The organism is Kitasatospora sp. NPDC101235, assembly GCF_044767505.1.
Lineage (GTDB): Bacteria > Actinomycetota > Actinomycetes > Streptomycetales > Streptomycetaceae > Kitasatospora.
The window spans coordinates 120,816-143,573 of the sequence record NZ_JBIWNZ010000004.1 but is presented as its reverse complement, the minus strand read 5'-3'; the positions used below and the strand labels follow the sequence as shown (position 1 = coordinate 143,573).

The window sequence follows — 22,758 nt, the reverse complement described above, 5'->3', positions numbered from 1 at the left end:
TGCGGCTCTACTTGGTGACGAGGTTCCGCCAGAAGTTGCGCAGGCTCTCGTCGCCGCCGAACAAGGAACTGAAGATCGTGGAGTCGGCGAGCAGGATGTCGCCGGCCCGCTCACCTTCGGGGGGCATCCACAGGAACATGTTGAACGTGAGGTTGCCGGCTTCGGTGAACGGATGCGGCCTGGAGGTGTCGATCGGCTGCCTGGCCAGGACGTGAACGACGTCCGGCTCGTCCGTCGTCACGGCGTAGTGCGGCAGGTGCTGGTGGAAGTTGAAGTTGGCCACCCCTTCCAGCCATCCCTTGGGGTCCAGGTCCCTGGACGCGGAGAACGGGGCGATCCTGTTCTGCTCCCGCACGGCGGGCCGCAGCCCGTAGCGGTTCTCCACCGGCACGCCGAGTCCGTGCATCACACCCCGGAGGTATCCGGCGAAGCGCTGTTGCCGGGGCACCAGGGGATCGCCGTGGTGGTGGTACTCGATGTCCCGCACCGTCAGATCGTCCGACGCCCCCACGTCGTGGTGGGGCCCGAGGACCAGGCAGGCGCCCTCCCGGCCGAGGAACGCCCGCAGCGCCTCGACCTCCCCGGGCTCCGCCTCCTGGCCGGTGACCATGTGGTCCAGCCCGAAGACGAACAGGGTGTCGGTGTCGGCCAGTACCCGCTCGTCGAGCGGGGTGTGGAACCCGGCCTGGTCGACGCGCTGGTACACGGGGACGGGGTGTCCGGTGGCTTCCTCGACGAACTGCTGGAACGGCACCCAGGCCCAGAAGAACAACTCCAGCGATCCCGCGATGCCCTGCTGGAACCGCAGCGGGTCGGACCACTTCGGGTCCTCGTAGGCAGGCCAGGCCACCCGCCGCACCTCGGTCATCGTGGAGAACCGGTTGTCCAGCTCGGCCGCGTTCCTTCCCGCCTCGGCCGGATAACTCCACGAGACGTAGACACTCACCCGCCGCCGGCCGGGCGTGGGGGCGCGCGGAACGTGGTTCTGGTTGTAGGTGCGGGCGGTGGTGGCCTCGCTCATCGTGCCTCCCTCGGCAGTGGGCCATCGACGCGTCAACTCGCGCGCAGGCGGGCCGCGGGCTCTCACTGCAACTGGTCGAGCATCTCCGACAGGGCGTTCTTGATCCGTAGCGCCTTCTTGATCTCGTCGGCCGTGACGTAGGGGTACTCGCCGTACTCGATGAAGCTCGGGCAGTGGTGCGCACGCACGAACCTGACGAACGCCTCGGGGTTGGTTCTCCAGTCCTCGGGAAACCCTTCGAGGTTCTCGAAAGCCGTGCTCACCCCCGCCCTGCTGAACAGGGCGATGGCGTCCTCGGTGTACTTGTCGAAATCGGTGTCGAAGATCCCCTGGTACATGAACCGCGTGTCGTCGTCGAAGAGCACCCAGCGCAGGTAGTGCAGCTTCAGCGGCGCGAGAAGATGTGGATCGCTCTCCAGCGCCTCGGCCAGGGCGTACCCGTACTCCCGCATGGCCTCGGCCCGGCCCGGCTTCACCCTCGCGACGATCGTGAAGCCGTAACACGCGGGCGTCTTCGGGAAGACCGGGCCGTACTTCCCCTGTTCGAGCTGGTCGGTGTCCTTGGGGATGACAGCCGCCTGCGGCTTGATCTCCATGTCCGTTCCTCCCGCCGCCTGCCGGCCGGGCCGAATCCCCTACATCGTCGCACGCGGCGCCGCCGACCGCCTGCGAGCACCCGGCGTCGTGATCGGTACCGGGCACTGCGGGGACCCTGCCACCCGCCGGTGACAGGGTCGGGCATGGAGCCCCTGTCACCGGCCGGCTGGATCAGGAACCGGACGCGGCTCCGGGGATGACCACGTGCTCGGCCGTCACGCCTGTCCCCGGCGGTTGAACTCCGCGGCCGTGGAGTCGCCGGGGAACCGGGTCCGGAAGTCCAGGACTCCCACCCAGGCGGGGCGCACCGCGATCCGCGCCATCCGCACGCCCGGCCGGTCGACGGCCGCGACCTGGGCCGCGCCCTGTTCGTCACCGGCGTAGCGGCGCATGGTCAGCAGGTACTCCGGGACGATTCCGTCGACATCGGTCACCCGGGCACGACCACGGATCAGCAGCGCCTGCGGCGGGGTCCCCGCGGCGTCGATCGTGATCGCCACGTCGGGCCTGGCCCGCAGCGCCGCGATCTTCCGGGCGGGGAAGAACGTGGACAGCACCACATCGTGTCCTGTCCAGTGGAACAGCATCGGGAACACCCGTGGTGTGCCGTCGGCGGCCACGTATGCCACGCGCGCCAGCTCGGTCGACGCCAGCAAGGCCTGCGCGACGGTGTTGTCCAGGAGACGGACGTCTCCCTGCGGCAGGGCTGCCGGTTCCTCGGGGGTCAGTGTGTGCACGGTCAACTCCTTGTTCTCGACCGCGCCGGTCGCGGTCGTGCACTGTGAGACCACCGGAGCGCGGAAAAGGAATCGGAGCCGTCAGAGCAGGATCGCCGGCAGGCCGAACGCGCCGAAGACCCCGGGCCCGAACGCGACGATCTCGGTGATCTTCCCGTCCTCGACGCGCAGCACGTTGAGCACCTGCGGCTCGTAGGCCGGCTCTCCCGGCAGCCGGATGTAGCCGGCCATGGCCGGCTGCCGGTTCGCCACGACCGGCACACCCCGCCACTGCCCCCGATGCAGCGGCGATCCCGGTGCCAGGGCGTCCTCGACGAACGCGACGACGTCCGCCCGGCCGGCGAAGGAGTACGGCAACGGCGGCATGGACAGCCGTACGTCCTCGCTCAACAGGTCTGCGAACGCCGCCATGTCGGCCCGCTCGTGGGCGGCCATGAACCGTCGCAGCAGCTCGCGCTCCCGATCGGCAAGTGGTGTGGCCGTGGCCCGGACGGCGCGGCGTTCCGGCAGGTGCTCCCGCAGTACCGGGCGTGCCCGCTGCAGTGCGCTCTTCACCGCGGCCACGCTCGTCTCCAGCAGCGCGGCCGTTTCCGCCGCCGACCAGCCGAGCACGTCCCGCAGGATCAGCACCGCCCGCTGGCGGGGCGGCAGATGCTGGATGGCCACCACGAACGCCAACTCGATGGTCTCCCTGGCGACGGCCACCGCCTCCGGCTCCGCCTCCCGTGCGGCCACCGGCTCCGGCACCCGGTCCGGGTACGGCTGCAGCCACGACACCTCCGCCGGCCGACCGGCCTCTCCCGGCTTCGGCTGCCGCGGGTGCCGGTCGAGGAAGTCCAGGCACACGTTCGTCGCGATCCGGTACAACCACGCCCGGAACGTGGAGCGGCCCTGGAAACTCCCGCGATAGCGCCACGCCCGCAGCAACGCCTCCTGCACCAGGTCCTCGGCCTCGTCGTAGGAGCCCAGCATCCGGTAGCAGTACACCCGCAACTCCGGCCGGTACCGCTCGGCAAGCCCGCCGAACGCCGCCCCGTCCGCTGCCCGCACAGCGGCGGACACCTCGCTGTCCACACTCACCAGTCCGTCCGACACCAAGCTCCCAAGGCCCTGACAGTCACCGGCACCACTGGACAGCGAAGCCGGCAACCACCCCCGGAGACGCACCCTTTCATGCCGCTGAGACGATCGTCGGCCGGCAACCCGCCTCCGGCGGCGGTGCGGCTCGTCGTCTCGGGGGATGCCGCCTCCCCCGTGAGACCCTGGGAAACCGTCTACGACTGCTCGGGCCGCTCGGCGAATTCCAGAACGGTGACGGAGGGACGGCGGGTGGCCAGTGGCGGGGTGCTCAGTGCGAGTGGCAGCAGGGCGCCGACGAGCCCGCGTCCGCCGGTCGGCCGGACGTCCCGCACCGCCGCCACCGCCGGACCGGCGGTGCGGAGCTTGCCCCGTTCATCCGCGTCCATCGCCCACGGCATCGGCGGCACCTGGTAGCCGTGGGCACGCATCGTCCCTTTCAGGGTGAGTCGGCTGAACCAGCGCGGCACGGCGTCCAGCACGAGCGAGCCGCCCGGGAACCGCTCCGCGCAGCCTGCGATCAGGGATCTCACCCGGGCCGGCTGAAGATACATCAACAAGCCCTGAGCGGTGATCAGTACCTCACGGTTGCGGTCCACCTCGTCGGCCCACCCCAGTTCGGTGGCGTCGGCGGCCAGGTAGCGCTGGCGCGCGCCAGGCGGCAGCAGCCGCTCGCGCAGCGCCACCGACTCAGGCAGGTCCACAGTGAGCCACTGGGCGCGCCCGTTGTCGACCCGCCAGTACTGGGTCTCCAGGCCCTCCCCCAGGCAGACCACGGTGCCGCGCGGCTCCCGGGCGAGGAAGTCGGCCACCTCGCGGTCGAAGCAGGCCGCGCGCAGGGCCTGGAGCTGGGCCTGGGTGGCGCTGGTGCCGAACCGCTCCGCGAACGGGAAGTCGATCCGGTCCACCAGCTCGACCGCCTTCGGGTCCGGCAGCACGGTGTCCGGCCGCCGCGCCTCCAGCGCCCGGTGCCACAGCGTCCACAGCGCGGTCTCCGGCACCTGTCCCAGCTCCGGTCGTTCCCCGCCACCACTCATCGCTCGCTCCTTCGGACGTGGTCCCGTCGCGTTCCCGTCGCGTTCCCGTCGTGGGCATGAACCCGCCGATTCTGACACCCCGTCCGCACCTCCCGTTCCGCCGACGCGCCGACCGGCGCGAAGGGCGGCGGGAGCAACGCGGCGCGCGCCCGGCCGGCGGACTGGTCAGCCCAGCCGGTCCGACCAGTCCGCCAGCCGGGCGAAGTCGTCCGCCGTCAGACCGGCCCTCGGATCGACGTGGTGGAGGAGCGCCGGACCGCGGTGGTGGGCTTCGACCCAGGCGCGGTCCGCGTCCGTGATCAGGTCGTCGACCCAGGCGAACGGGCGGCCCTGCGCCCAGGCGACGATCTCCGGGGTCTTCCAGAACACGCCGCCCTCCGTCGTCCCCGCACGCTACTGGCAGGGCCGCGTGACGGCCCACCGGATTTCCGCGTCGGGGCCGCGGGGGCACGCCCCGTACCGGCGGGGCGGGCCAGCCCCGCCGGTACGGGGCCTCACCCGATGCTGAAGGCGCCGTCCGGCGGGGGCGGGGAGTCGGTGGCCTCCGCGTCGGTGACCGGGGCGGTCCTGCCGACCAGCGCCGCCAGGTCCTCCCCCTCGGTGAGCCGGGCCGGGAAGATGTCGCCCGCGAGCAGCCGGGTCAGCTCGGCCACCGGCAGCGGCGCCGTCGACCCCGCCAGCAGGATGTTGCCGTACCGCCGGCCGCGCAGCACCGGCGCCTCCGCCACCAGGCAGACGTACGGGAACACCGCCCGCACCGTCGCCGCCTGCGCCTTGGCGAAGGCCAGCGGCGGGCCGTCCGCCAGGTTCGCCGCGTAGCAGCCGCCGGGGCGCAGCGCGGTCGCCGCCAGCCGCAGGAACTCCACCGAGGTGAGGTGGGCGGGGGTGCGCGAGCCGTGGAAGACGTCGGCGATCACCAGGTCCTGCGAGCCGGGTGGGGTCTCGGCGAGGGCCGCCCGGGCGTCGCCGACGGTCGCGGTGATGTCCGCGCCGGGGCCCTGCCAGGGCAGCTGCTCGGCGACCAGCTCCAACAGCGGCCCGTCGACCTCCACCACCCGCTGCCGCGAACCGGGCCGGGTCGCGGCCAGGTAGCGGGGCAGGGTGAGCGCGCCGCCGCCGAGGTGCGACACGTCCAGCGGCCGCCCGGCGGGGGCGAGGGCGTCGGCGAGGTGGCCGAGGCGCCGGGTGTACTCGAACTCCAGGTGGGTCGGGTCGGCGAGGTCGACGTACGACTGCGGGGTGCCGTCCAGGGTGAGCAGCCAGCCGCCGTCCCGGTCGAGGTCGGGCATGAGCTTGGCGAAGCCCAGGTCGGTCCGCCGCCCGACCGGCACCGGCTCGTCGGTCACGCGCTCTCCCCCGCGGGTTGCGCGGCCACGGGCCGTACGTCCGCCGGACGCACGTCGAGGTGGGCCGCCAGCCAGTGGTCCAGCTCGGCGAACGCCTCGGTGCGGGCCGCCTCACGGGACAGCACCAGGTCGTGCATGCCGCCGTTGATCCGCACGACGGTGACGTGCCGGCCCAGCTGCGGCCCCTGTGCGGCGATGTCGTCGGCGCGCAGCACGGCGTCGGCGTGGTGCAGCGCGTTGTGCCACTTGGTGGTGGAGACGGAGCGGGTCGAGGCCATCAGCAGCACCGGCACGTCGATCCCCAGCCCGTGGCGCAGCCGCCGGTGGCCCTGGTGGATCGCCGCCAGCCACCCCGCGTACAGCGGGAAGCCCTCGGCGGGCTTGAGGGTGAGGTCGAAGTCCCACTCGCCCTTGTGGTCCTTGTGCAGGCTGTGGGTGTAGTGCGGGTTGAGCGAGGACGGCAGGATGCGGGTCGGCGCCAGCCGCCCGATCGCCGTCACGGCCGGCCCGCCGACCGTACGGACCGCCTGCCCGGCCGGCATCGACAGGAACGGGCTGTTCAGGAACAGCCCGTCCACCACCCCGCGCCCGGCCCGTCGCCCCGCCCACAGCGCCCCGACCAGTCCGCCGGTCGAGTGCCCGTTGAGCAGCAGCTGCCGGTGTCCGTCCAGCTCGCGGATGATCCGGACCGCCTCGTCGATCTCCTCGTCGTACTCGGCGAGGTCGCGGACGAAGTTCGGCGACTGGTGCGGGCGCAGGGAGCGCCCGTACTTGCGCAGGTCCAGCGCGTAGAAGGAGAACCCGAGCGCGGTGTAGTGGTCGGCGAGGTTGGTCTGGAAGAAGTAGTCGTTGTACCCGTGGATGTACAGCACGGCCCGCTCCGCCCCGGGCACCAGCCGACGGACGAGCGTCGCGCACACCGCCCCTTCGGCATCGGGCCGCAGCGTCAGCTCCGCCGCCTCGTAGGGGGCACCCAGGATGTCTTCACCGAACTCCATGGGGCTGACTGTACTGGCTCAGCCCTGCTCATCCGCGGCATCGCCGACCTGCTGGGATGTGATGATCGCAATGCTTTCGGAGAGCGCGTCGTCGGCCTCGGCGAAGGCACGCTCCGCCTGCTGTCGGGCCTCCTCGGCGTCCGCGTGCCGGCCGAGGTCGGTGAACACGGCTCCGAGCGCGGTCCAGGTGCTGCCCTCGCCGGTGCGGTCACCGAGTTCCTGACAGATGGCCAGGGACCGCCGGTGTGCCGCCAGGGATTCGTCCGTCCTCCCGGTGCGCCGGAGGGCGATGCCGAGGTTGCGCAGGCTCAGGCTCTCGCTCCGGCGGTCACCGGTCTCCCGCAGCAGGCGGCCGGCCCGTTCGTGGGCCTCCACCGCTTCGCCGGCCCGGCCCGCCCGCACGAGGGTGACGCCGAGGTCGCCCAGCACCACCGCTTCGCTGTGCCGGTCGCCGGTGCCCTGCCAAGCGGCCTGCGCCTGCCGATGGGCCTCGATCGCCTCCTCGTAGCGGCACTGGTTGCTGAGGATCTGGGCGACGAGGTCCCAGGACGTCCCCTCGCCCCGCCGGTCCCCCAGTTCCCGGAACACCGTGATCGTCTGCCGGAACGTCTCGTGGGCCTCGTCCGCCCGCCCCGCCTCGAACAGCAGGGCACCGAGGTGGGTGGACAGCTGGGCCTCCCGCCGTCGGTCGCCGAGGTCGTGCACGAGGGCGAGGGCGTGCCGGACCGCCTCGATGGCCTGCTGGGGCTGGTGCAGGCTCGCCAGGATCTCGGCGAGGTTCGCGTAGGTGGCGACCTCCCCCGGCCGGTCACCGAGCTCACGGAAGATCACGCCGGCGGTGCCGAGGGCCGCCATCGCCTCCTTGAAGCGGCGGGAATGGCTGTGCGCGTAGGCGAGGTTGTGCCACGCCACCGCCTCCTCGTACCTGTTCCCGAGGGCGAGGGCGGAGGCGAGCGCCACCTCCGTCACCGCGAGGGCGTCGTCGTTCCGGGACCGCCGGACCAGGTGGGCGACCAGCGACGCGGACAGACTCACGGCCACCACGGGAAGGCCCGTCTCCGCCGCCACGCGCACGGCCGCGACCAGGGTGGCCCGCTCGTGCTCCAGCCAGGCCAGGGCTTCGGTCTGGTCACGGAACCGGCCGGGGCCCGAACTTCCGGGGAGTGCCTTGAGGTCCGCGTCGGCGGCCTCGGCCGTCACCGCGTAGTACACCAGCAGGCGCCGCAGGGCGTCCTCGCCGGCCGCCGGGTGCCGATCGGCCCGTTCCAGGGCGTAGTCGCGCACCAGGTCGTGCAGGTACCAGCGGCCGCCGCCCGCCGACTGCTCGACCAGGGCACAGCCGGCGAGCCGAGCGAGCCGGGAGCGGACCTCACGCACCTTCGAGCCGGCCAGCGCGGCAGCGGCCTCGGTCGAGATGTCGGCGCCGGGGTTGAGGGCCAGGAGCCGGAAGAGCTCCGCCTGCGGCTCGGTGAGCCGCCGGTGCGAGCGGTCGAGCACGATCCGGATGCCGTCCTCGCCGTCGTCCAGGAGGTCGAGCCGGGCGGCGCGGTCGGCGAGGTCCGCGGCGAGCTCGTCCGGACGCAGGTGCGGGTCGAGGACGAGCTGGGCGGCGGCGAGCCGCAGGGCGAGCGGGAGGTGGCTGCACAGCTCCGCCATCCGCCGAGCGGACGCCGGGCCGGCCGTGATGCGGTCGTCGTCCGCGCGGGCGGCCCGGACGGCGGTGTCGAGGAGGGCCACGGCCGCCTCGGGGCCGAGGACGCCGAGGCGGTGGAGGCGCGCGCCGAGGCTGGGGAGGGTTTCGCGGGAGGTGACCAGCAGGCGGTGGCGGGCGGACGGGGGTTGGAGGAGGCGGACCTGCTCGGCGGCGGAGGCGTTGTCGGCGACGACCAGGACGCCTCCGTCGTACTGGTCCAGTCGGGCGCGGTAGAGGGTGGCCCGGTTCGAAGGGTCCGGAGGAATGTGCTCGGCGGGGACGCCGAGGGCCCGCAGGAGGGTGTCGAGGGCCTGCCCGGCCTCCACCGGCGTCTCGTCGTAGCCGCGGAGGTCGACGAACAGGGCCGCGGAGAAGTGGGCGGCGTCGAGCAGCGCGTGGCCGACGGCGACCGCCAGCGTCGTCTTGCCGATGCCGCCGAGGCCGGTGACCGTCACCGTTGACGGGCCGTCCGAGGTCAGCAGGGTCCGGAGCTCGGCGAGGTCCTGGTCGCGGCCGGTGAAGGCGGAGGTGAGAGGCGGGAGGCCGGCGATCGTGGGAGGCCGGGCGGTGACCGTCACGTGCGCCGTGTCCGCCTGGACGACCGGGCCGTGGAAGTTCCCCCCGCGAATGCTGTTGTGCACCGCGTCAGGGTAGCCGCCCGCGCCTCCCGACCGCTTCTCGTGCGCCTGCTGTGCGCCGGTGGTTGTGTGGAACGCTTTCCGGACAGACAAGGCGAGTTGGGGAGTTTGCATGCAACACGGGCACACCGATCCGTCGCTCTACCGTTCGGCCGCCGAGGCGATCGCCGCTCCGCCGGAGAAGCTGGCGTACGTGGCCGGGTTCGACCGCTCGGGCCGGCGGCCGGACGCGTTGCTGAGCGTCGACACCGATCCGGACTCGGCGAGCTACGGGAAGGTCCTGAACTTCGCCGAACTGCCCACGCTCGGCGACGAGTTGCACCACTTCGGCTGGAACGCCTGCTCCAGCGCCCTCGCCCACGCCTGCCACCGGGACCCGGAGCGGCGCTACCTGCTGCTCCCCGGGCTGCGCTCCTCCCGGCTGCACGTGCTGGACACCCACCCCGACCCGGTCCGCCCGCACCTGGTCAAGACCATCGAGGCCGAGGAGCTCGCCGCCAAGGCGGGCTACTCGCGCCCGCACACCCTGCACTGCGGCCCCGACGGCGTCTTCCTCTCCTGCCTCGGCAGCGGCGAGGGCAACGACGGCCCGGGCGGGGTGGCGCTGCTCGACCACACCACCTTCGAGGTGCTGCGCGCCTGGGAGACCGAGCGCGGCCCGCAGCACTTCGCCTACGACGTCTGGTGGCACCTGGGCACCAACGTGGGCATCACCAGCGAGTGGGGCAGCCCGTGGATGGTGGAGGACGGCGTGGTGCCGGACCTCCTGCTCGGGCGCAAGTACGGCCACGCGCTGCACTTCTGGGAGCTGGACTCCGGCCGCCACCTCCAGCGGGTGGACCTCGGTGACCAGTACCAGATGGTGCTGGAGCTGCGCCCGGCGCACGACCCGCAGGCGGAGTGGGGGTTCGCCGGGGTGGTCACCAACGTCGAGGACCTGTCCTCCTCGGTCTGGCTCTGGTACCGGGAGGGGCCGGCGTTCACCGCGCGCAAGGTGATCGAGATCCCCGCCGAGCCGGCCAAGGCCGAGGACCTGCCGCCCGCGCTGCAGCCGTTCGGGGCGGTGCCGCCGCTGGTCACCGACATCAACCTGTCGGTGGACGACCGCTGGCTGTACGTGTCCGCCTGGGGCACCGGCGAGCTGTTCCAGTACGACGTCTCGGACCCGTTCCACCCCCGCCTGGCCGGCTCCGTGCGGCTCGGCGGGATCGCCGCCCGCACCCCGCACCCGGCCGAGCCCGGCCGTCCGCTGAGCGGGGCGCCGCAGATGGTGGAGATCAGCCGGGACGGCCGGCGGATCTACCTCACCAACTCGCTCTACGGCGCCTGGGACGACCAGTTCTATCCGGACGGCATCGAGCCCTGGATGGTCAAGCTGGACGCCGACCCGGACGCCGGCGGGCTGAGCATCGACGAGCGCTTCTTCCCGCACGGCGCCGACTTCCGGGGCCTGCGCGTCCACCAGACCCACCTGGCGGGCGGCGACGCCTCCTCCGACTCCTACTGCTTCCGCTGAGCGGACGACCGCCGAACCGACGACCGTCCTGCCGGCATCACCGGAAGAGCGCCTGGTCGAACCGCACCTGCGCCGACGGCATCCCGGCCGCCGCCAGCCGGGTGCGGACGGAGCCGACCATGCCGACCGGCCCGGTGACGCAGGCCAGGTGCTCGCGCCAGTCTGCGGCCGTCGCCACGGTGTCGGCGAGCTCGCCGACGGTGACCGGGGTGACGGTCAACCACGGCTTGTGCAGGCCGAGTTCGGACAGCGCCTGCCAGTCGTAGAGGTCGGCGCGGTCCCGGGCGCCGACGAACAGGTGGACCCGGCGGCCGGTCGGCCGGTGGGCGGCCTGCTGCTCGACGATCGCCTTCATCGGGGCGAGGCCGGTGCCTCCCGCGACCAGCAGCAGGTCGCGGGCGTCACCGTCGGGCATCAGGCTGCCGCGCGGCGGGCCGAGGCGCAGCCGGTCGCCGACGGCGGTGTGCTCGACCAGGGCGGCACTGACCCCGCCGACGCCGGTACGGCGGACGTGGAACTCCAGCTCGTTGTCGGCGCGCGGGGCGCAGCCCATCGAGTACTGCCGCCAGGTGTGCGGCAGCGCCGGGTGCTCGACGGTGCCGTACTGCCCGGCCTGGTACGGGTACGGCTCGCCGGTGCGCACCCGCAGCACGGCGAGGTCGGGGCGGCGGCGCTCGTGGCCGGTCACCACGGCGTGCCAGTACGGGGGCTCGGTGAGCGCGGAGTCGGCGCCGGCCACCATCGAGCCGACGGCGAAGCGGAGCATCCGTACCCAGGCGCCCTCCAGCTCCTCGGTCCAGTGTTCGCCGGCCCGGTGCCGGACGGCCGCGCACAGGGCTTCCTCGAAGGCCTCGTAGTGCACCGGCCGGACGCCCAGTTTCCGGTGGTCGCGGCCGAGCTGGCGGAGAGTCTGCGCCAGCTCGTCCGGGCGGTCGAGGTGGTCGATCAGGTGGTGGAAGATCCGTTCCAGGTGGAGCTGCTGGAACTCCATCGAGGTGGGGAAGAGCGATCGCAGGAACGGGCGGCGGCCGAACATCACCGCGTACAGGTGGTCGATCAGTTCCGCGAGCGGGGAGATCAGGTCGAGGTCGCGCCGGATCAGGTGCTGGTCGGCGGCGCCGTCGTAGCCGCCGTCCTCGCCGTACGCGCCGTACCCGAAGTCGCCGCCGGCCGAGGAGGACGGGGCGAGGAGCTGGCGGCGCAGGCGCATGGCGTGGTGACGGGCGATGAGACGGTCGTACTCGGCGGTGGCGGTGCCGTTGGCAAGTTGCGTGCTGCTGCTGTTGTCCATGTCCTGCCCAGTCAACTGCCGGGGCGCCGATCGCGAGAAGGGCCGATCGCCCCGGGCGGACCCGGGACCTTCGACCCCTTGCGGTGGTGCGTGCGGACCGGAATGGTTTTCGGCCACCGTGGACGGCTACGGTGCAGGATGCTCCCGCGCTACGACGCAGGGGTGCCCCGCGCCCCGGTGCTCTCCCACCACCGGGACCCGGGGCACCGCCGTCAGACTCCCGCCCGGCGCGCCTCCCGGCGTTCCAGCCGCCGCTGCCGGCCCTGGCGCAGCGGCTGGTCGGGCAACCACCCGAAGGTGAGACAGGCGCCGACCACCCCGAGCAGCATCCCGACCAGGAAGCCGCCCAGGTTGGAGGTGACCCAGCTGGCCAGCGAGGCCAGCACGGCGAGGATGGAGTAGAACAGCCGCTGCGCCGGGTTGAACAGGATCAGCAGGCCGCACAGCATCATCACCGCCGGCACCAGGTACCCGGCCAGCCCCTGCATCCCGATGTGCAGGATGACGGGCAGCGGGGCCTTCAGCGTGAACAGGATCTCGGCGCCGCCGAGCGTCACCAGCAGCCCGCCCCAGAACGGTCGCCTGCCCCGCCAGTCGCGCTTGACCGGGCGTGCGGCGGGCTCGGCCACAGGGGCCGCCACGGCCTGGGCGGGCGCGGCCGCCGTCCCCTCGGCGACCACCCCCTCGGCCCGCGCCGCGGTGGCCTCGCCGGTGCCGGCCTGCTCCGGTACGGACTCCGTCATGCTCAGCAGCCCGTGGAGCTGAAGCTCAGCCGCAGGTTGGGCAGCTTGAACCCGACGGCGGTGCTCGCGTAGTTGTGCTGGTTCAGGTGGGTCAGCTTGACGGTGTCGGCCTGCTGGCCGAACACGCCGGGGCCGCCCTTGCCGATCGGGCCGGCCTTGGTGTAGGTGCTGGCGTCGCCGCCGATCTCGATGTTGGTGAACTCCGCGTCGCCGGAGAGCATGTCGGAGTCGGTGGTGAGGTTGCTGGCGGAGACGGGGGTGCCGCCGTCACCCGCGTGGATCACCAGGTTGATGCCGCCGAGGTCGACGCTCTGGCACAGGTTGGTGATCTCGGCCTTCTTGATCGCCGACACCGCGACCAGCACCTGACCGCCGGTGGAGCCCGCGTTGGGGCTGTCGGGGATCATCGAGTCCAGCGCGCCGAACTGCGCGAAGCCCTCGCCCTCCAGCTTGTCGGCGGTGATGGTGAACGGCATGCCGGAGATGGAGAACTGGGCGGCGAGCACGCCCTGGGCGGTGAGCGCCATCAGGACGCCTCCGGCCGCGACGGCCGGTACGGCCATCAGGGCGGTGCGCTTCAGCCGTACCCGGCCTCTTCTGGACGTGCTCGGCGTCTGCGGGGTCTCGGCCGCCGTGGCGGCGTCCTCGGACATGGCCATGTGTGCTCCCTGTGGGTGGATGGGTGTGCAGGCACTGGCACGTTGTCCTGGCGCGGACAGCGTTCCCCGGCCCGACCGGTCCGTCCGCCCCTCGGCAGCGGGGCGGGTCAGGTCGGAGCGCGGTAAGTAACTGGGAAGCTACTGCCCGGTATTGGCCCGGTCAATACAGGTGACGAAGGATCTTCACCAATCCGCGACCCGCTTCGGCCAGTCCCTCACCCCCAGCCGTTCGGCCGCTTCCGCCGGGCCGAGGAACGGCGACAGGCAGAACATGCTCAACACCGGCAGGAGATCCAGCAGTTGTTCGGTACGGCCGGAGTCGATCCGCCGGTAGATCGCGCTGTAGACGCCGCCCACCACGGCGTCCACCATCTCCTTCGACTCGACCCCGCCGGGCAGTTGGGGCACGTCGGCGAAGAACGCCCGGAACCTGGTGAGCAGTTGGGCTCGCTCACGGCGGCCGGCCGGGCCGACCGCCTCGATCTCGATCACCGCCATCGTGGCGAACGCCGGTGTTCCCGCGAGCAGTTGGAGCATCACGCCGAGCGCCTTCCGGACGCCCCGGCACCAGTCGGATTCGGCCGCGAAGGCCGCCCCCATCCGCTGGATCACCACGCCGGTGCCGTACCGGTGCGCAGCCAGGAAGGCGTCCTCCTTGCCGCTGAACAGCTCGTAGAAGACCGGCCTGGTCACGCCCGCCGCGCGGCAGATGTCGCTGATCGTGGCGTGCTGGTAGCCGCGCTCGGCGACGGTCCGCACCAGCCCGTCCAGCAGCCGCTCGCGCTGGGTCGCGGCGATCACGCCGGCGGGCAGCCGACGCGGGCCGGGCTTGATCGAGCGGGCCGGATCGCGGCCGGTCCGAGCACCCGGCAGCAGGACCACGTCGGCTCCGCGGAGGTACTTCCGATCCATCACCAACTCCTGTGTCCTGTATTGACATTGACGTAACGCCGGGTTTACAACACTGACAGGTTTCCAACCGGTGGACGAGCGAACTCCCACCGGCGGGACCTCCGGGGGCTCCGACGGGCCGGGGCGAACGCCCAGGCCACGGGGTCACGGCGGGGCAGGACCGCGACGGTGGCAGCCGTCGACGTGCCCCCACGGCACCGCACGTCCCCGACCGAACGCGCGGTTCCGCGGTGTTCCACGCCGCCGCCCGTACGCAAGGCCGTACCACCGCACCGCCGTACGTTCACCTCGCGTACGTCCGCACCGCCGTACCGCACGGACGGGCCCGTGGCGCCGGGCCCGCCCGCCCCTCGGCATGAGCCGAAGCCTCCGGTACGAAGCCCCCGGTACGCCATGCACCTCCCCCGTCGTGCACACCACCACACCCGCACGCGGGGATTCCCCCACCCGTCCACCGGACGGAGAGAGGTACCCTCATGCGCATCCGCCGCACCCTCGCCACCGCCGCCCTCGCCTCGCTCGCCCTCACCGGCGCGGCCGTGGCTCCCGCCCAGGCCGCCGGATCAGCAGTCCTGACCACCGGCAGCCCGACCGGCCCGGACGTCGCCGTCGGTGACGTGCTGAGCGCCAGCCTGGTCTCCGGCACCTACGCGACCTTCTACAACAGCGCCTCCGGGACGAGCGGCATCAAGTGTGCCTCCTCCTCCTTCTCGGCGACCGTCACCTCCAACCCGGCCGCGCCGGGCAGCGCCGTCGAGCGGCTCGACACCCAGACCTTCGGCTCCTGCACCTCCAACGTCCTCGGTGTCACGGGCGTCAAGAGCATCACCGTCACCAACCTGCCGTACACCAACACGGTCAGCGACGCCCCCGGCAACCCGGTCAAGCTCACCCCCGGCGCGGCCGGCGCGATGGGCACCACGGTGGTGCTCAACACCATCCTGGGCAGCATCAGCTGCAACTACCAGAACACCACCGGGATCAACGGCACCACCTCGAACACCGGCAACACCATCGGCTTCACCAGCCAGCCGTTCGCCCTGGCCTCCGGCCCGAGCCTGTGCTTCTCGACCGGTTACTTCAGCGCCACCTACGGCCAGGTCCTCGACATCACCGCCCCCGGCCAGCCGGTCCTCTTCGTCAACTGACGCCAGGGCCCGTCCGGCCCGTCGTGACGACGGCGGCGTACGGCACCTTCACCGGGGCCGTACGCCGCCGTACCGCTGTGACGCTGCGCCGCCGTGCCGCCGTGCCGCACCAACACCACCGCCCCACCCCCGAGACAGCGAAGTGACCGGCCGGTAGGGTGGCGCCGCACGGAGACGGCGAACCGGAACGGGGCGGGTTGATGAGCGACAACGGCACGGGCTTCTTCACCTCGGTGGCGGACGCCGCCGAGCAGCTGGCCGCCACCGGCTACCTGGCCTCCACCGCCGTGGCCACCACCGTCTTCCTCGCCGACCGGCTCGGCAAGCCGCTGCTGGTCGAGGGCCCCGCCGGGGTCGGCAAGACCGAACTCGCCAAGGCGGTGGCCGAGATCGGCCGCGCCCGGCTGGTCCGGCTCCAGTGCTACGAGGGCATCGACGAGGCCCGCGCCCTCTACGAGTGGAACCACGCCAAGCAACTGCTGCGGATCACCGCCGGCCGTGACGAGGGCTGGCAGGAGGCCCGCACCGACATCTTCGGCGAGGAGTTCCTGCTCACCCGCCCGCTGCTCACCGCGATCCGCGGCGAGGAGCCGACCGTGCTGCTGATCGACGAGATGGACAAGGCCGACGTCGAGGTGGAAGCGCTGCTGCTGGAGGTGCTCAGCGACTTCCAGGTCACCGTCCCCGAGCTGGGCACCATCACCGCGAGCCGCCGCCCCTTCGTCCTGCTCACCTCGAACGCCACCCGCGAGCTCTCCGAGGCGCTGCGCCGCCGCTGCCTCTTCCTCCACCTCGACTACCCCGAGGCCGAGCTGGAGCGCCGGATCGTCCGGCTCAAGGTGCCCGGCCTGGACGAGACGCTGGCCGAGTCGCTGGTCCGGGTCGTCGGCGCGCTGCGCGCGATGGAGCTGCGCAAGGCGCCCTCCGTCGCCGAGACCATCGACTGGGCCCGCACCCTGCTCGCCCTCGGCGCCGACACCCTGGACGAGACGGTCGTCCGGGACACCCTCGGGGTGATCCTCAAGCACCAGGACGACGTCCGCAGGGCCGCCGAGAAGCTCACCCTCGCATGACGACGCCCCACCGGACGGACACCGCCGCCCGCCTCACCGGACTGGTCCGCGCCCTGCGCGGACACGGCCTGCGGACCGGCCCCGCCGAGACGGTGGACGCCGCCGCCGTGCTGGACGTCCTCGGCTTCGCCGACCGCGAGCAGATGCGGGCCGGCCTCGCCGCCGCCCTGCTGCGCTCGGAGGGCCAGCGAACGGTCTTCGACGCCGCCTTCGACCTGTTCTTCCCGCTCGGCGTCGGCACCCCGGAGGCCGTCCGGGCCGACCCGCCGCCGGTCCCCGACGACCCCGAGCCGCCGCGCTTCGGCCGCCCCGACCCGCTGCGCGAGCAGCTGCGCGACCGCCTCGCCGCCGCGCTGGCCGCCGACGACCGCGCCGCCCAGGCCCGGCTGGCCGGCGAGGTGGTGGAGGCCTTCGGCCGGTACGGCGCCGGCGGCTCGCCCGGCTCCGACGGCTGGTCCGCCCAGCAGGCGCTCGGCCGGCTCGCCCCCGACACGCTGCTCGCCCGCGTCCTGGCCGCCCTGCGCGAGCGTCAGGACACCCAGGACCTCTCCGACCGGGTGCTCGCCGACGAGATCCGCCGCCGCATCCGGGACTTCCGCGCGATGGCCGCCGGCGAGGCCCGCCGTCGGGTCGCCGAGCTGCGCGGCCCCGAGCGGATCGCCGAACGCGCCGTCGCCCCCACCGCCGACCGGGTCGACTTCCTCTACGCCGGCCGTGACCAGCTCGCCGAACTGCGCCGCACCGTCCACCCGCTGGCCCGCAAGCTGGCCACCCGGCTGGCCGCCCGGCGCCGCCGCGCCGCCCGCGGCGAGATCGACCTGCGCCGCACCCTGCGCCGCTCGCTGACCACCGGCGGGGTGCCGCTGCGCCCCGCCTACCGGCTGCGCCGCCCGGCCCGCCCCGAGCTGGTGCTGCTGTGCGACGTCTCCGGCTCGGTGGCGGGCTTCGCCGACTTCACCATGCTGCTGGTGCAGGCGATGAGCGAACAGTTCAGCAAGGTCCGGGTGTTCGCCTTCGTCAACCGCACCGCCGAGGTGACCGGCCTGCTCCGCGGCGGCGACGACCCGGCGCGCCTGGCCGCCCGGATCCTCACCGGGGCCAAGGTGACGGGCTACCACGGCAACAGCGACTACGGCTCCGCGCTCGGGGAGTTCGCGGACCGCCACCTGGACGCCGTCGGCCCGCGCACCTGCGTGCTGGTCCTCGGCGACGCCAGGAACAACCAGCGCGACCCCAACCTGGACGCGCTGCGCCGGATCGCCGGCCGGGCCCGCCGGGTGTTCTGGCTCAACCCGGAGCAGCCCTCGCTCTGGCCGACCGGCGACTCCGCCGCACTCGCCTACGCGGGCGTGGTGGAGATGCACTCCTGCCGCAACGCCCGCCGCCTCGGCGAACTGATCACCCGCCTACTGCCCGTGTAGCCGGCCGGCCGGGCCCCGGGCGGGACCCGGCCGGCGCCGAGCGCCTACTTCTCCAGGTGCGCGAGGAAGTCCAGCAGCGCCTCGGTGACCTCGGCCGGGCGCTCCTGCTGCGTCCAGTGCCCGGTGTCCGGCAGTCGGACGTGCCGGTGCAGCTTGGGCACCAGGCTCAGCAGGTGGTCCAGCACCGGGCGCGGGACCATCGCGTTGACGAGGTCCTGCTCCCCCACGACGAACAGCGCGGGCACGTCGACCGTCACCCCGGTGAAGGCGGCCAGCAGTTCGGCGTTGCGGTCGAGGTTGCGGTACCAGTTGAGCCCGCCGGTGAAGGCCCGCTCGCCGCGCGGGGCGTAGTCGGCCTCGAAGGCGTCGAGGTCCTCCTCGGTGAGCCAGTCCGGCAGGCGCTCCGGCTCCGGGATGCCGTCCAGCAGGCCCTTGCCCTCGGGGACGATCCACAGCCGGGGCTTGCCGTCCGGCGACTTCCCGCAGAGGATGCGGCGCAGGCTGGCCCGGACGTCCGCGGCCAGCTCGGCGTCGGCCCGGCCGGGCTCCTGGAAGTAGACCTGGTAGAAGCCCTCGCCGAAGGCCGCCCGGGCGGCCTCCAGCGGCGGCGGGCCGCCCACCGGCAGCGGCGGCACGCTCAGCCCGGCCACCCCGCGCACCAGGTCCGGCCGCAGCGCCGCGGTGGCCCAGGCCACCGGCGCGCCCCAGTCGTGCCCGACCACCACCGCCCGCTCCTCACCGAGCGCGCCGATCAGCGCGGTCACGTCGCCGACCAGGTGCAGCAGGGTGTAGGCGTCCACCCGCTCGGGCTGCTCGCTGCGGGCGTACCCGCGCTGGTCCGGCGCGACGACCCGGTAGCCGGCCTCGGCGAGCGGCGCGATCTGGTGGCGCCAGGAGTACCAGCTCTCCGGGAAGCCGTGCAGCAGCAGGACCAGCGGCCCCTCGCCCTGTTCCGCGTAGTGCAGCCGTACGCCGTTGACCTCGACCTCGTGGTGCCTGATCGCGTCGTTCAACTCCCGCTCCCTGATCGGTCGGTCGGGCCGCTGCGGCCCCTGACCGAACCAACGACCCGGGGCCGGCGACAGTTTCCCGGAACCGCCCCCGGAAAGCGGCCGAGGCCGCCCCGGAAGTCCGGGACGGCCTCGGCCTCGGGCGAACTGGCGTGACGTCAGTTCACGGTGTAGCTGTACGGAATCGCCGCGAGCACCGAACCGGTGGTGTTCAGGACGTTGTTGGCGGTGGCCACGCCGGTCGGGCCGGACACCAGGTACAGCACGCCCTTGACGGTGCTGCCCTTCGGGCCGGTCGGCGTCAGCGTCACCTGGAGCGAGCCGGTGGCGCCGGGGGCGACGGTCACCGGGGTGGCGGCCGCGGCCGAGGCGTTCACCGAGGCGGCGTACGGGTCACCGGTGCTGGAGGTCAGCGCCGGGTCGAAGGCCTGGGTGTGCGCGGTGGCCGTGATGGTGGAGGTGCCGGCCGGCGCGCCGCCGTTGCCGAACGGGCCGATCTGCTGGACGAAGGTGCCCCAGGTGCCGGGGACGACCGGCTGCTCGGCGGTGCCGTTGTCGGTCACGACCGAGACGGTCGAGCCGTCCTGGGCCTTCTTCAGGTCGCCGAACAGGTCCGGCGAGCCGGCGGTGGCGCTCAGCTCGATCTGCGCCGGCGTCGAGGACGCCGCCACGGCCTTGAGCCGGTCGGTGCCCGGCGGCACCAGGAAGGACGGCACCGTGGAGCTGAGGCTCAGCGGCAGGCTGACGGTCGCCGAGGCGCCCTGCGGCACCAGCGGCAGGTCCACCCGGCGGTCCAGCCGGCCGTCGGCCGCGATCCGCTGGGTCGCGACGGTGTTGTTGGTGTAGTTCACCTGGACGGTGACCGGCTTGCCGGCCGCCAGCGCGGTGCGGGCGTCGTTCGGCAGACCGGCCGCGGTGGCCTGGTTCTGGTTGAACGCGACGGTGCCGGTGAAGTCCTGGGCGAGCTCCTGGCCACTGACCGGGCCGAGCACGTTCAGGACGAACCGCCAGCGGCCGGCGGCCGGGTTGACGGTGGTGGCCGAGACGCCGTTGCCGTTGCCGGTCAGGTTGCCCTGGACGTCGAACTGCCCGTTGCCCTCGATGTCGACCGGGGTGCCGTTCGGGCTGATCAGCGCGCCCTGCATGAGCAGCTTCGAGTCCTTGCCGACGGTCAGGCCGACCCGCAGGTCCTTCTGGCCCTTCGGGACGTCGAAGGCGTACGAGAAGCTCTGCGTCGGCGAGGCGCTGCGGCCGTTGCCGCCGGTGATGGTGCCGGTGAAGGTGCCCTTGCCCTGGTTGACCGGGACGAGGCTGCGCAGCACGACCGGGACGCTGGTGGTGTTGCCGTTGGAGCTGGAGACCAGGACGGCCTCGCTGGTGTCGCCGCTGGTGGCCGGGGTGGTGAGCTGGACCTTGAGGGTCTTGGTCTGGCCAGGCTTCAGGTCGGTGGTGCTCGGGCTCACGGCGCCGGCCGGCACCGCGCGCTGGGTGGCGGTGCCCAGCTGGACCGCGCCGCTGTAACCGGCCTTGCCGGCCGGGGTGTAGAGGATCGCGGTCCACTCGCCGGCCACCGGGTGCGGAACGTCCACCAGGCCGAAGTCGGCCGGGGTGGCGCCGCCCTGCGGACGGGTGTTGGTCTCGAAGCGGCCCGACGGGTCGAGCAGCGTCATGCGGACCACCGGGCCGTTGGAGACCGGGTTGGGCGCGCCCTGCCAGGCGATCGAGGCCGCGAGGCGGTCGGCGCCGGCCGGAACGGTGAACTTGACCTGCTTCTGCACCCAGTCCGCGCCGTTGGTCGCGTACTTGAAGGTGTCCTTGGAGGACGGGTCCAGCTGGACGGTCTGCCGGTTGCTCGACTGGGGGGCGAAGCTGCGGGTCGCGGCGCTCACCGTCTGGGTGCTGTCACTGGTGTTGGTGACGGACACGTCGGCGGTGTGGGTCGAGCCGGGGGCGCCGGCGATGTCGACCTGGCCGGTGTTGACCACGACGGTCTTCGCGCCGTCGGTGCCGTCCCCGTCGTCGTAGCCGCGGGCGGCCTCGACGGCGGCGCGGACGTTCAGCAGGCCGGCGCCCTGCTCCTCGGCCGGCACGCCGAGGTCGGTGGCGGTGCCGGTGAGGAACTTCTTCACCAGCGCCGGGGACGGCGAGTCGCCGCCGTGGGTGTCCCGGTAGGCCTGGATGACCAGGGCCGCGGCGCCGGTGACGAACGGGGCCGACTGGCTGGTGCCGCCGAACGGCTGGATCGGCGAGGGCTGGCCGTTGTAGCCCGTGCAGTCGGTGTACTTGCTCGTGTCGGGCGTGCACAGCGCCCAGTCCGACTCGCCCGGCGCGACCAGGTCGACCGTCCGGCCGGCCTGGGTGAAGCCGCCCGAGGAGAGCGCGGAGATGCGGTTGTCGCTCCAGGTCCTGTTGGAGAACCGGGAGGCCGCGTAACCGGTCTGCTGGTAGTTCTGGTTGTCGGTGGAGGCGCCGACCGCGATCACGTACGGGTCGGTGGCCGGGGTGCCGATCGTGCCGCTGATCCCGGCGTCACCGGTGGAGACGGCGACGGTGACACCGGCCTTGACGGCCTGCTCGTTGAAGAGCGAGATGGTGTCGTGCGCGCCGCTGTCCGGGGTGACGTTGCCGCCGAAGGACTCGTTCAGCACGTCCACGTGGGCGACCCGCACCGCGTAGTCGATCGACTGGAGGATCGAGGAGTTGGACATCATCTCGCCGCCGGCCTTCAGCGCGACCAGGTCGGCGTCCGGGGCGAGGCCGCGGATGCGGATGTTGCATCCGGCCGGGAGCGGGTGCGAGGAGTTGACGAACTTGGAGACGTCGTAGACCTGGCGGCCCTGGGCGATGACCGCCGAGGCGTCGCCGAAGGCCTCCGCCGCGCCGGTCGGCGCGTCCCAGCCGTCGCCCGCGAAGTCCTGGTAGTCGACCACGGCGTGCGAGCCGTCGGCCCGGATGAAGTCCGGGTTGTTCGGGTCGAGGCCGTCCGCGATGTAGGCGACCTTGACGCCCTTGCCGGTGGCCAGGTCCTCCACGCCGGGCTTGCCGTTGCCGGTGACGGCCCGGGTCGAGTACAGGCCCTCGGGCTCCAGCAGCGGCTTGCTCGGGTCGGAGGGACAGACCGTGTTGGTCGCGTTCTCCTCGGCGCCCTGACCGTTGCTGCCCGAAACGGCCTGCGGAGCGGCGTCGGCCTTGGGCGCCTTGGCGTCGGCGGCACCGGCGGCCTCCTTGGCCGCCTTCGCCTTGCCGGCCGCCGCCGGGGCGACCTGGACCTGGGCGTCCGCCACCACGGCGGAGACGGCCGGGTCCGCCTGGAGCTGGGCCCGCAGGGCGGGGCTGACCGTGGCCGAGAAGGCGTTGCCGACCACGAAACTCCTGATGTCGGTGCCGCCGCCCGCCTTGACCTTGTTCAGCAGCGGCGCCTGCGCGTCGGCGGCCTTCTGCTGCCGGGCGCCCAGGTGGCCGTGGTCGGCCGGGGCGTCCGCGATCTGGTCCTTCAGGATCACGATCACCGGCACCGGAGCCCCGTCCGCGGACGCCGCCTGGGCGTTCTTCGGGTCGGGGGCCGGGGCCGCGCCGGCGATGGTCCCGAGGCTCAGGACCATGGACGCGGCGGTGACCGTGACGGCGGCTGCTAGCTGGGTTTTCCGCCAGCCGATCATATAAATCCTCTCGTCAGATGGATAGCTGACGCATTCCAACGCACCCGAGAGGATCACGACAAGGGGGTAAATCCCCATCAGAAAGTAAAGTTGACCATCAATCAGTAAAATTCACGGAGGAAATCGGGCCGAATCCGCATCTTTCAACCGATCGGCCCTTACCGGAACCGGGCGGCCCGCCG

General features: G+C 72.9%; 18 protein-coding genes and 1 pseudogene. 4 read left to right on the top strand and 15 right to left on the bottom strand.

Going from position 1 to position 22,758, the window contains the following annotated elements:
* Nucleotides 1–7: 7 nt before the first annotated feature.
* The 9 genes and pseudogenes from ACIRRH_RS09385 to ACIRRH_RS09345 all read right to left on the bottom strand — a co-directional run bounded on the left by ACIRRH_RS09385 (nt 8) and on the right by ACIRRH_RS09345 (nt 9,147).
* A complete protein-coding gene (locus ACIRRH_RS09385; RefSeq protein WP_403064048.1) occupies nt 8–1,021 on the bottom strand; it encodes a hypothetical protein in 1,014 nt (337 codons plus the stop codon).
* Nucleotides 1,022–1,083: 62 nt separating this feature from the next.
* Nucleotides 1,084–1,617 carry a hypothetical protein gene (locus ACIRRH_RS09380; protein WP_403064045.1) on the bottom strand — a complete coding sequence of 178 codons (534 nt, stop codon included), beginning with the start codon at nt 1,615–1,617 and terminating at the stop codon, nt 1,084–1,086.
* A 216-nt stretch (nt 1,618–1,833) separates the two neighbouring features.
* Nucleotides 1,834–2,355, bottom strand: coding sequence for a pyridoxamine 5'-phosphate oxidase family protein (locus ACIRRH_RS09375; RefSeq protein WP_403064042.1), 522 nt, complete (start codon nt 2,353–2,355; stop codon nt 1,834–1,836).
* A gap of 81 nt (nt 2,356–2,436) precedes the next feature.
* Nucleotides 2,437–3,435: an RNA polymerase subunit sigma-70 gene (locus tag ACIRRH_RS09370; protein WP_403064039.1), complete on the bottom strand. Its 999-nt coding sequence runs from the start codon at nt 3,433–3,435 to the stop codon at nt 2,437–2,439.
* 194 nt (nt 3,436–3,629) lie between these two features.
* The gene (locus ACIRRH_RS09365) at nt 3,630–4,469 is read right to left on the bottom strand and encodes a class I SAM-dependent methyltransferase (protein ID WP_403064036.1); all 840 of its coding nucleotides are present in this window, start codon (nt 4,467–4,469) and stop codon (nt 3,630–3,632) included.
* A gap of 165 nt (nt 4,470–4,634) precedes the next feature.
* Nucleotides 4,635–4,841: pseudogene (locus tag ACIRRH_RS09360) on the bottom strand (hypothetical protein); the annotation flags it as partial.
* A 122-nt stretch (nt 4,842–4,963) separates the two neighbouring features.
* Complete coding sequence (locus ACIRRH_RS09355; RefSeq protein WP_403064722.1) at nt 4,964–5,758, bottom strand: spermidine synthase; 795 nt, start codon at nt 5,756–5,758, stop codon at nt 4,964–4,966.
* A gap of 53 nt (nt 5,759–5,811) precedes the next feature.
* Nucleotides 5,812–6,813: an alpha/beta hydrolase gene (locus ACIRRH_RS09350; protein ID WP_403064033.1), complete on the bottom strand. Its 1,002-nt coding sequence runs from the start codon at nt 6,811–6,813 to the stop codon at nt 5,812–5,814.
* Between the two features lie 18 nt (nt 6,814–6,831).
* Nucleotides 6,832–9,147, bottom strand: a complete 2,316-nt coding sequence (locus ACIRRH_RS09345; protein ID WP_403064030.1) for a tetratricopeptide repeat protein — start codon at nt 9,145–9,147, stop codon at nt 6,832–6,834.
* A 109-nt stretch (nt 9,148–9,256) separates the two neighbouring features.
* Between ACIRRH_RS09345 and ACIRRH_RS09340 the strand changes: the two genes are divergently transcribed.
* Nucleotides 9,257–10,660 (top strand): selenium-binding protein SBP56-related protein, encoded by a 1,404-nt coding sequence (locus tag ACIRRH_RS09340; RefSeq protein WP_403064027.1) that lies wholly within the window; start codon nt 9,257–9,259, stop codon nt 10,658–10,660.
* A gap of 37 nt (nt 10,661–10,697) precedes the next feature.
* On the opposite strand, the gene ACIRRH_RS09335 is transcribed toward ACIRRH_RS09340, so the two are convergent.
* The 4 genes from ACIRRH_RS09335 to ACIRRH_RS09320 all read right to left on the bottom strand — a co-directional run bounded on the left by ACIRRH_RS09335 (nt 10,698) and on the right by ACIRRH_RS09320 (nt 14,265).
* Nucleotides 10,698–11,951 (bottom strand): globin domain-containing protein, encoded by a 1,254-nt coding sequence (locus ACIRRH_RS09335; RefSeq protein WP_403064024.1) that lies wholly within the window; start codon nt 11,949–11,951, stop codon nt 10,698–10,700.
* 212 nt (nt 11,952–12,163) lie between these two features.
* A complete protein-coding gene (locus tag ACIRRH_RS09330; protein ID WP_403064021.1) occupies nt 12,164–12,694 on the bottom strand; it encodes a DUF6114 domain-containing protein in 531 nt (176 codons plus the stop codon).
* Between the two features lie 2 nt (nt 12,695–12,696).
* A complete protein-coding gene (locus ACIRRH_RS09325) occupies nt 12,697–13,353 on the bottom strand; it encodes a DUF6230 family protein (RefSeq protein WP_403064018.1) in 657 nt (218 codons plus the stop codon).
* Between the two features lie 183 nt (nt 13,354–13,536).
* Nucleotides 13,537–14,265 (bottom strand): TetR/AcrR family transcriptional regulator, encoded by a 729-nt coding sequence (locus ACIRRH_RS09320; protein WP_403064015.1) that lies wholly within the window; start codon nt 14,263–14,265, stop codon nt 13,537–13,539.
* 476 nt (nt 14,266–14,741) lie between these two features.
* Here ACIRRH_RS09320 and ACIRRH_RS09315 point away from each other — a divergent pair, with 476 nt between their 5' ends.
* The 3 genes from ACIRRH_RS09315 (at nt 14,742) to ACIRRH_RS09305 (ending at nt 17,907) form a co-directional block, all read left to right on the top strand.
* Nucleotides 14,742–15,413, top strand: a complete 672-nt coding sequence (locus tag ACIRRH_RS09315) for a Tat pathway signal sequence domain protein (RefSeq protein ID WP_403064012.1) — start codon at nt 14,742–14,744, stop codon at nt 15,411–15,413.
* A gap of 200 nt (nt 15,414–15,613) precedes the next feature.
* Nucleotides 15,614–16,486 (top strand): MoxR family ATPase, encoded by an 873-nt coding sequence (locus tag ACIRRH_RS09310; protein WP_224284605.1) that lies wholly within the window; start codon nt 15,614–15,616, stop codon nt 16,484–16,486.
* Complete coding sequence (locus tag ACIRRH_RS09305; RefSeq protein ID WP_403064009.1) at nt 16,483–17,907, top strand: VWA domain-containing protein; 1,425 nt, start codon at nt 16,483–16,485, stop codon at nt 17,905–17,907. Before ACIRRH_RS09310 ends, ACIRRH_RS09305 begins: the two co-directional genes overlap by 4 nt.
* Nucleotides 17,908–17,951: 44 nt before the next feature.
* On the opposite strand, the gene ACIRRH_RS09300 is transcribed toward ACIRRH_RS09305, so the two are convergent.
* A complete protein-coding gene (locus tag ACIRRH_RS09300) occupies nt 17,952–18,920 on the bottom strand; it encodes an alpha/beta fold hydrolase (RefSeq protein WP_403064006.1) in 969 nt (322 codons plus the stop codon).
* 155 nt (nt 18,921–19,075) lie between these two features.
* A complete protein-coding gene (locus ACIRRH_RS09295) occupies nt 19,076–22,576 on the bottom strand; it encodes a S8 family serine peptidase (RefSeq protein WP_403064003.1) in 3,501 nt (1,166 codons plus the stop codon).
* Nucleotides 22,577–22,758 lie beyond the last annotated feature (182 nt).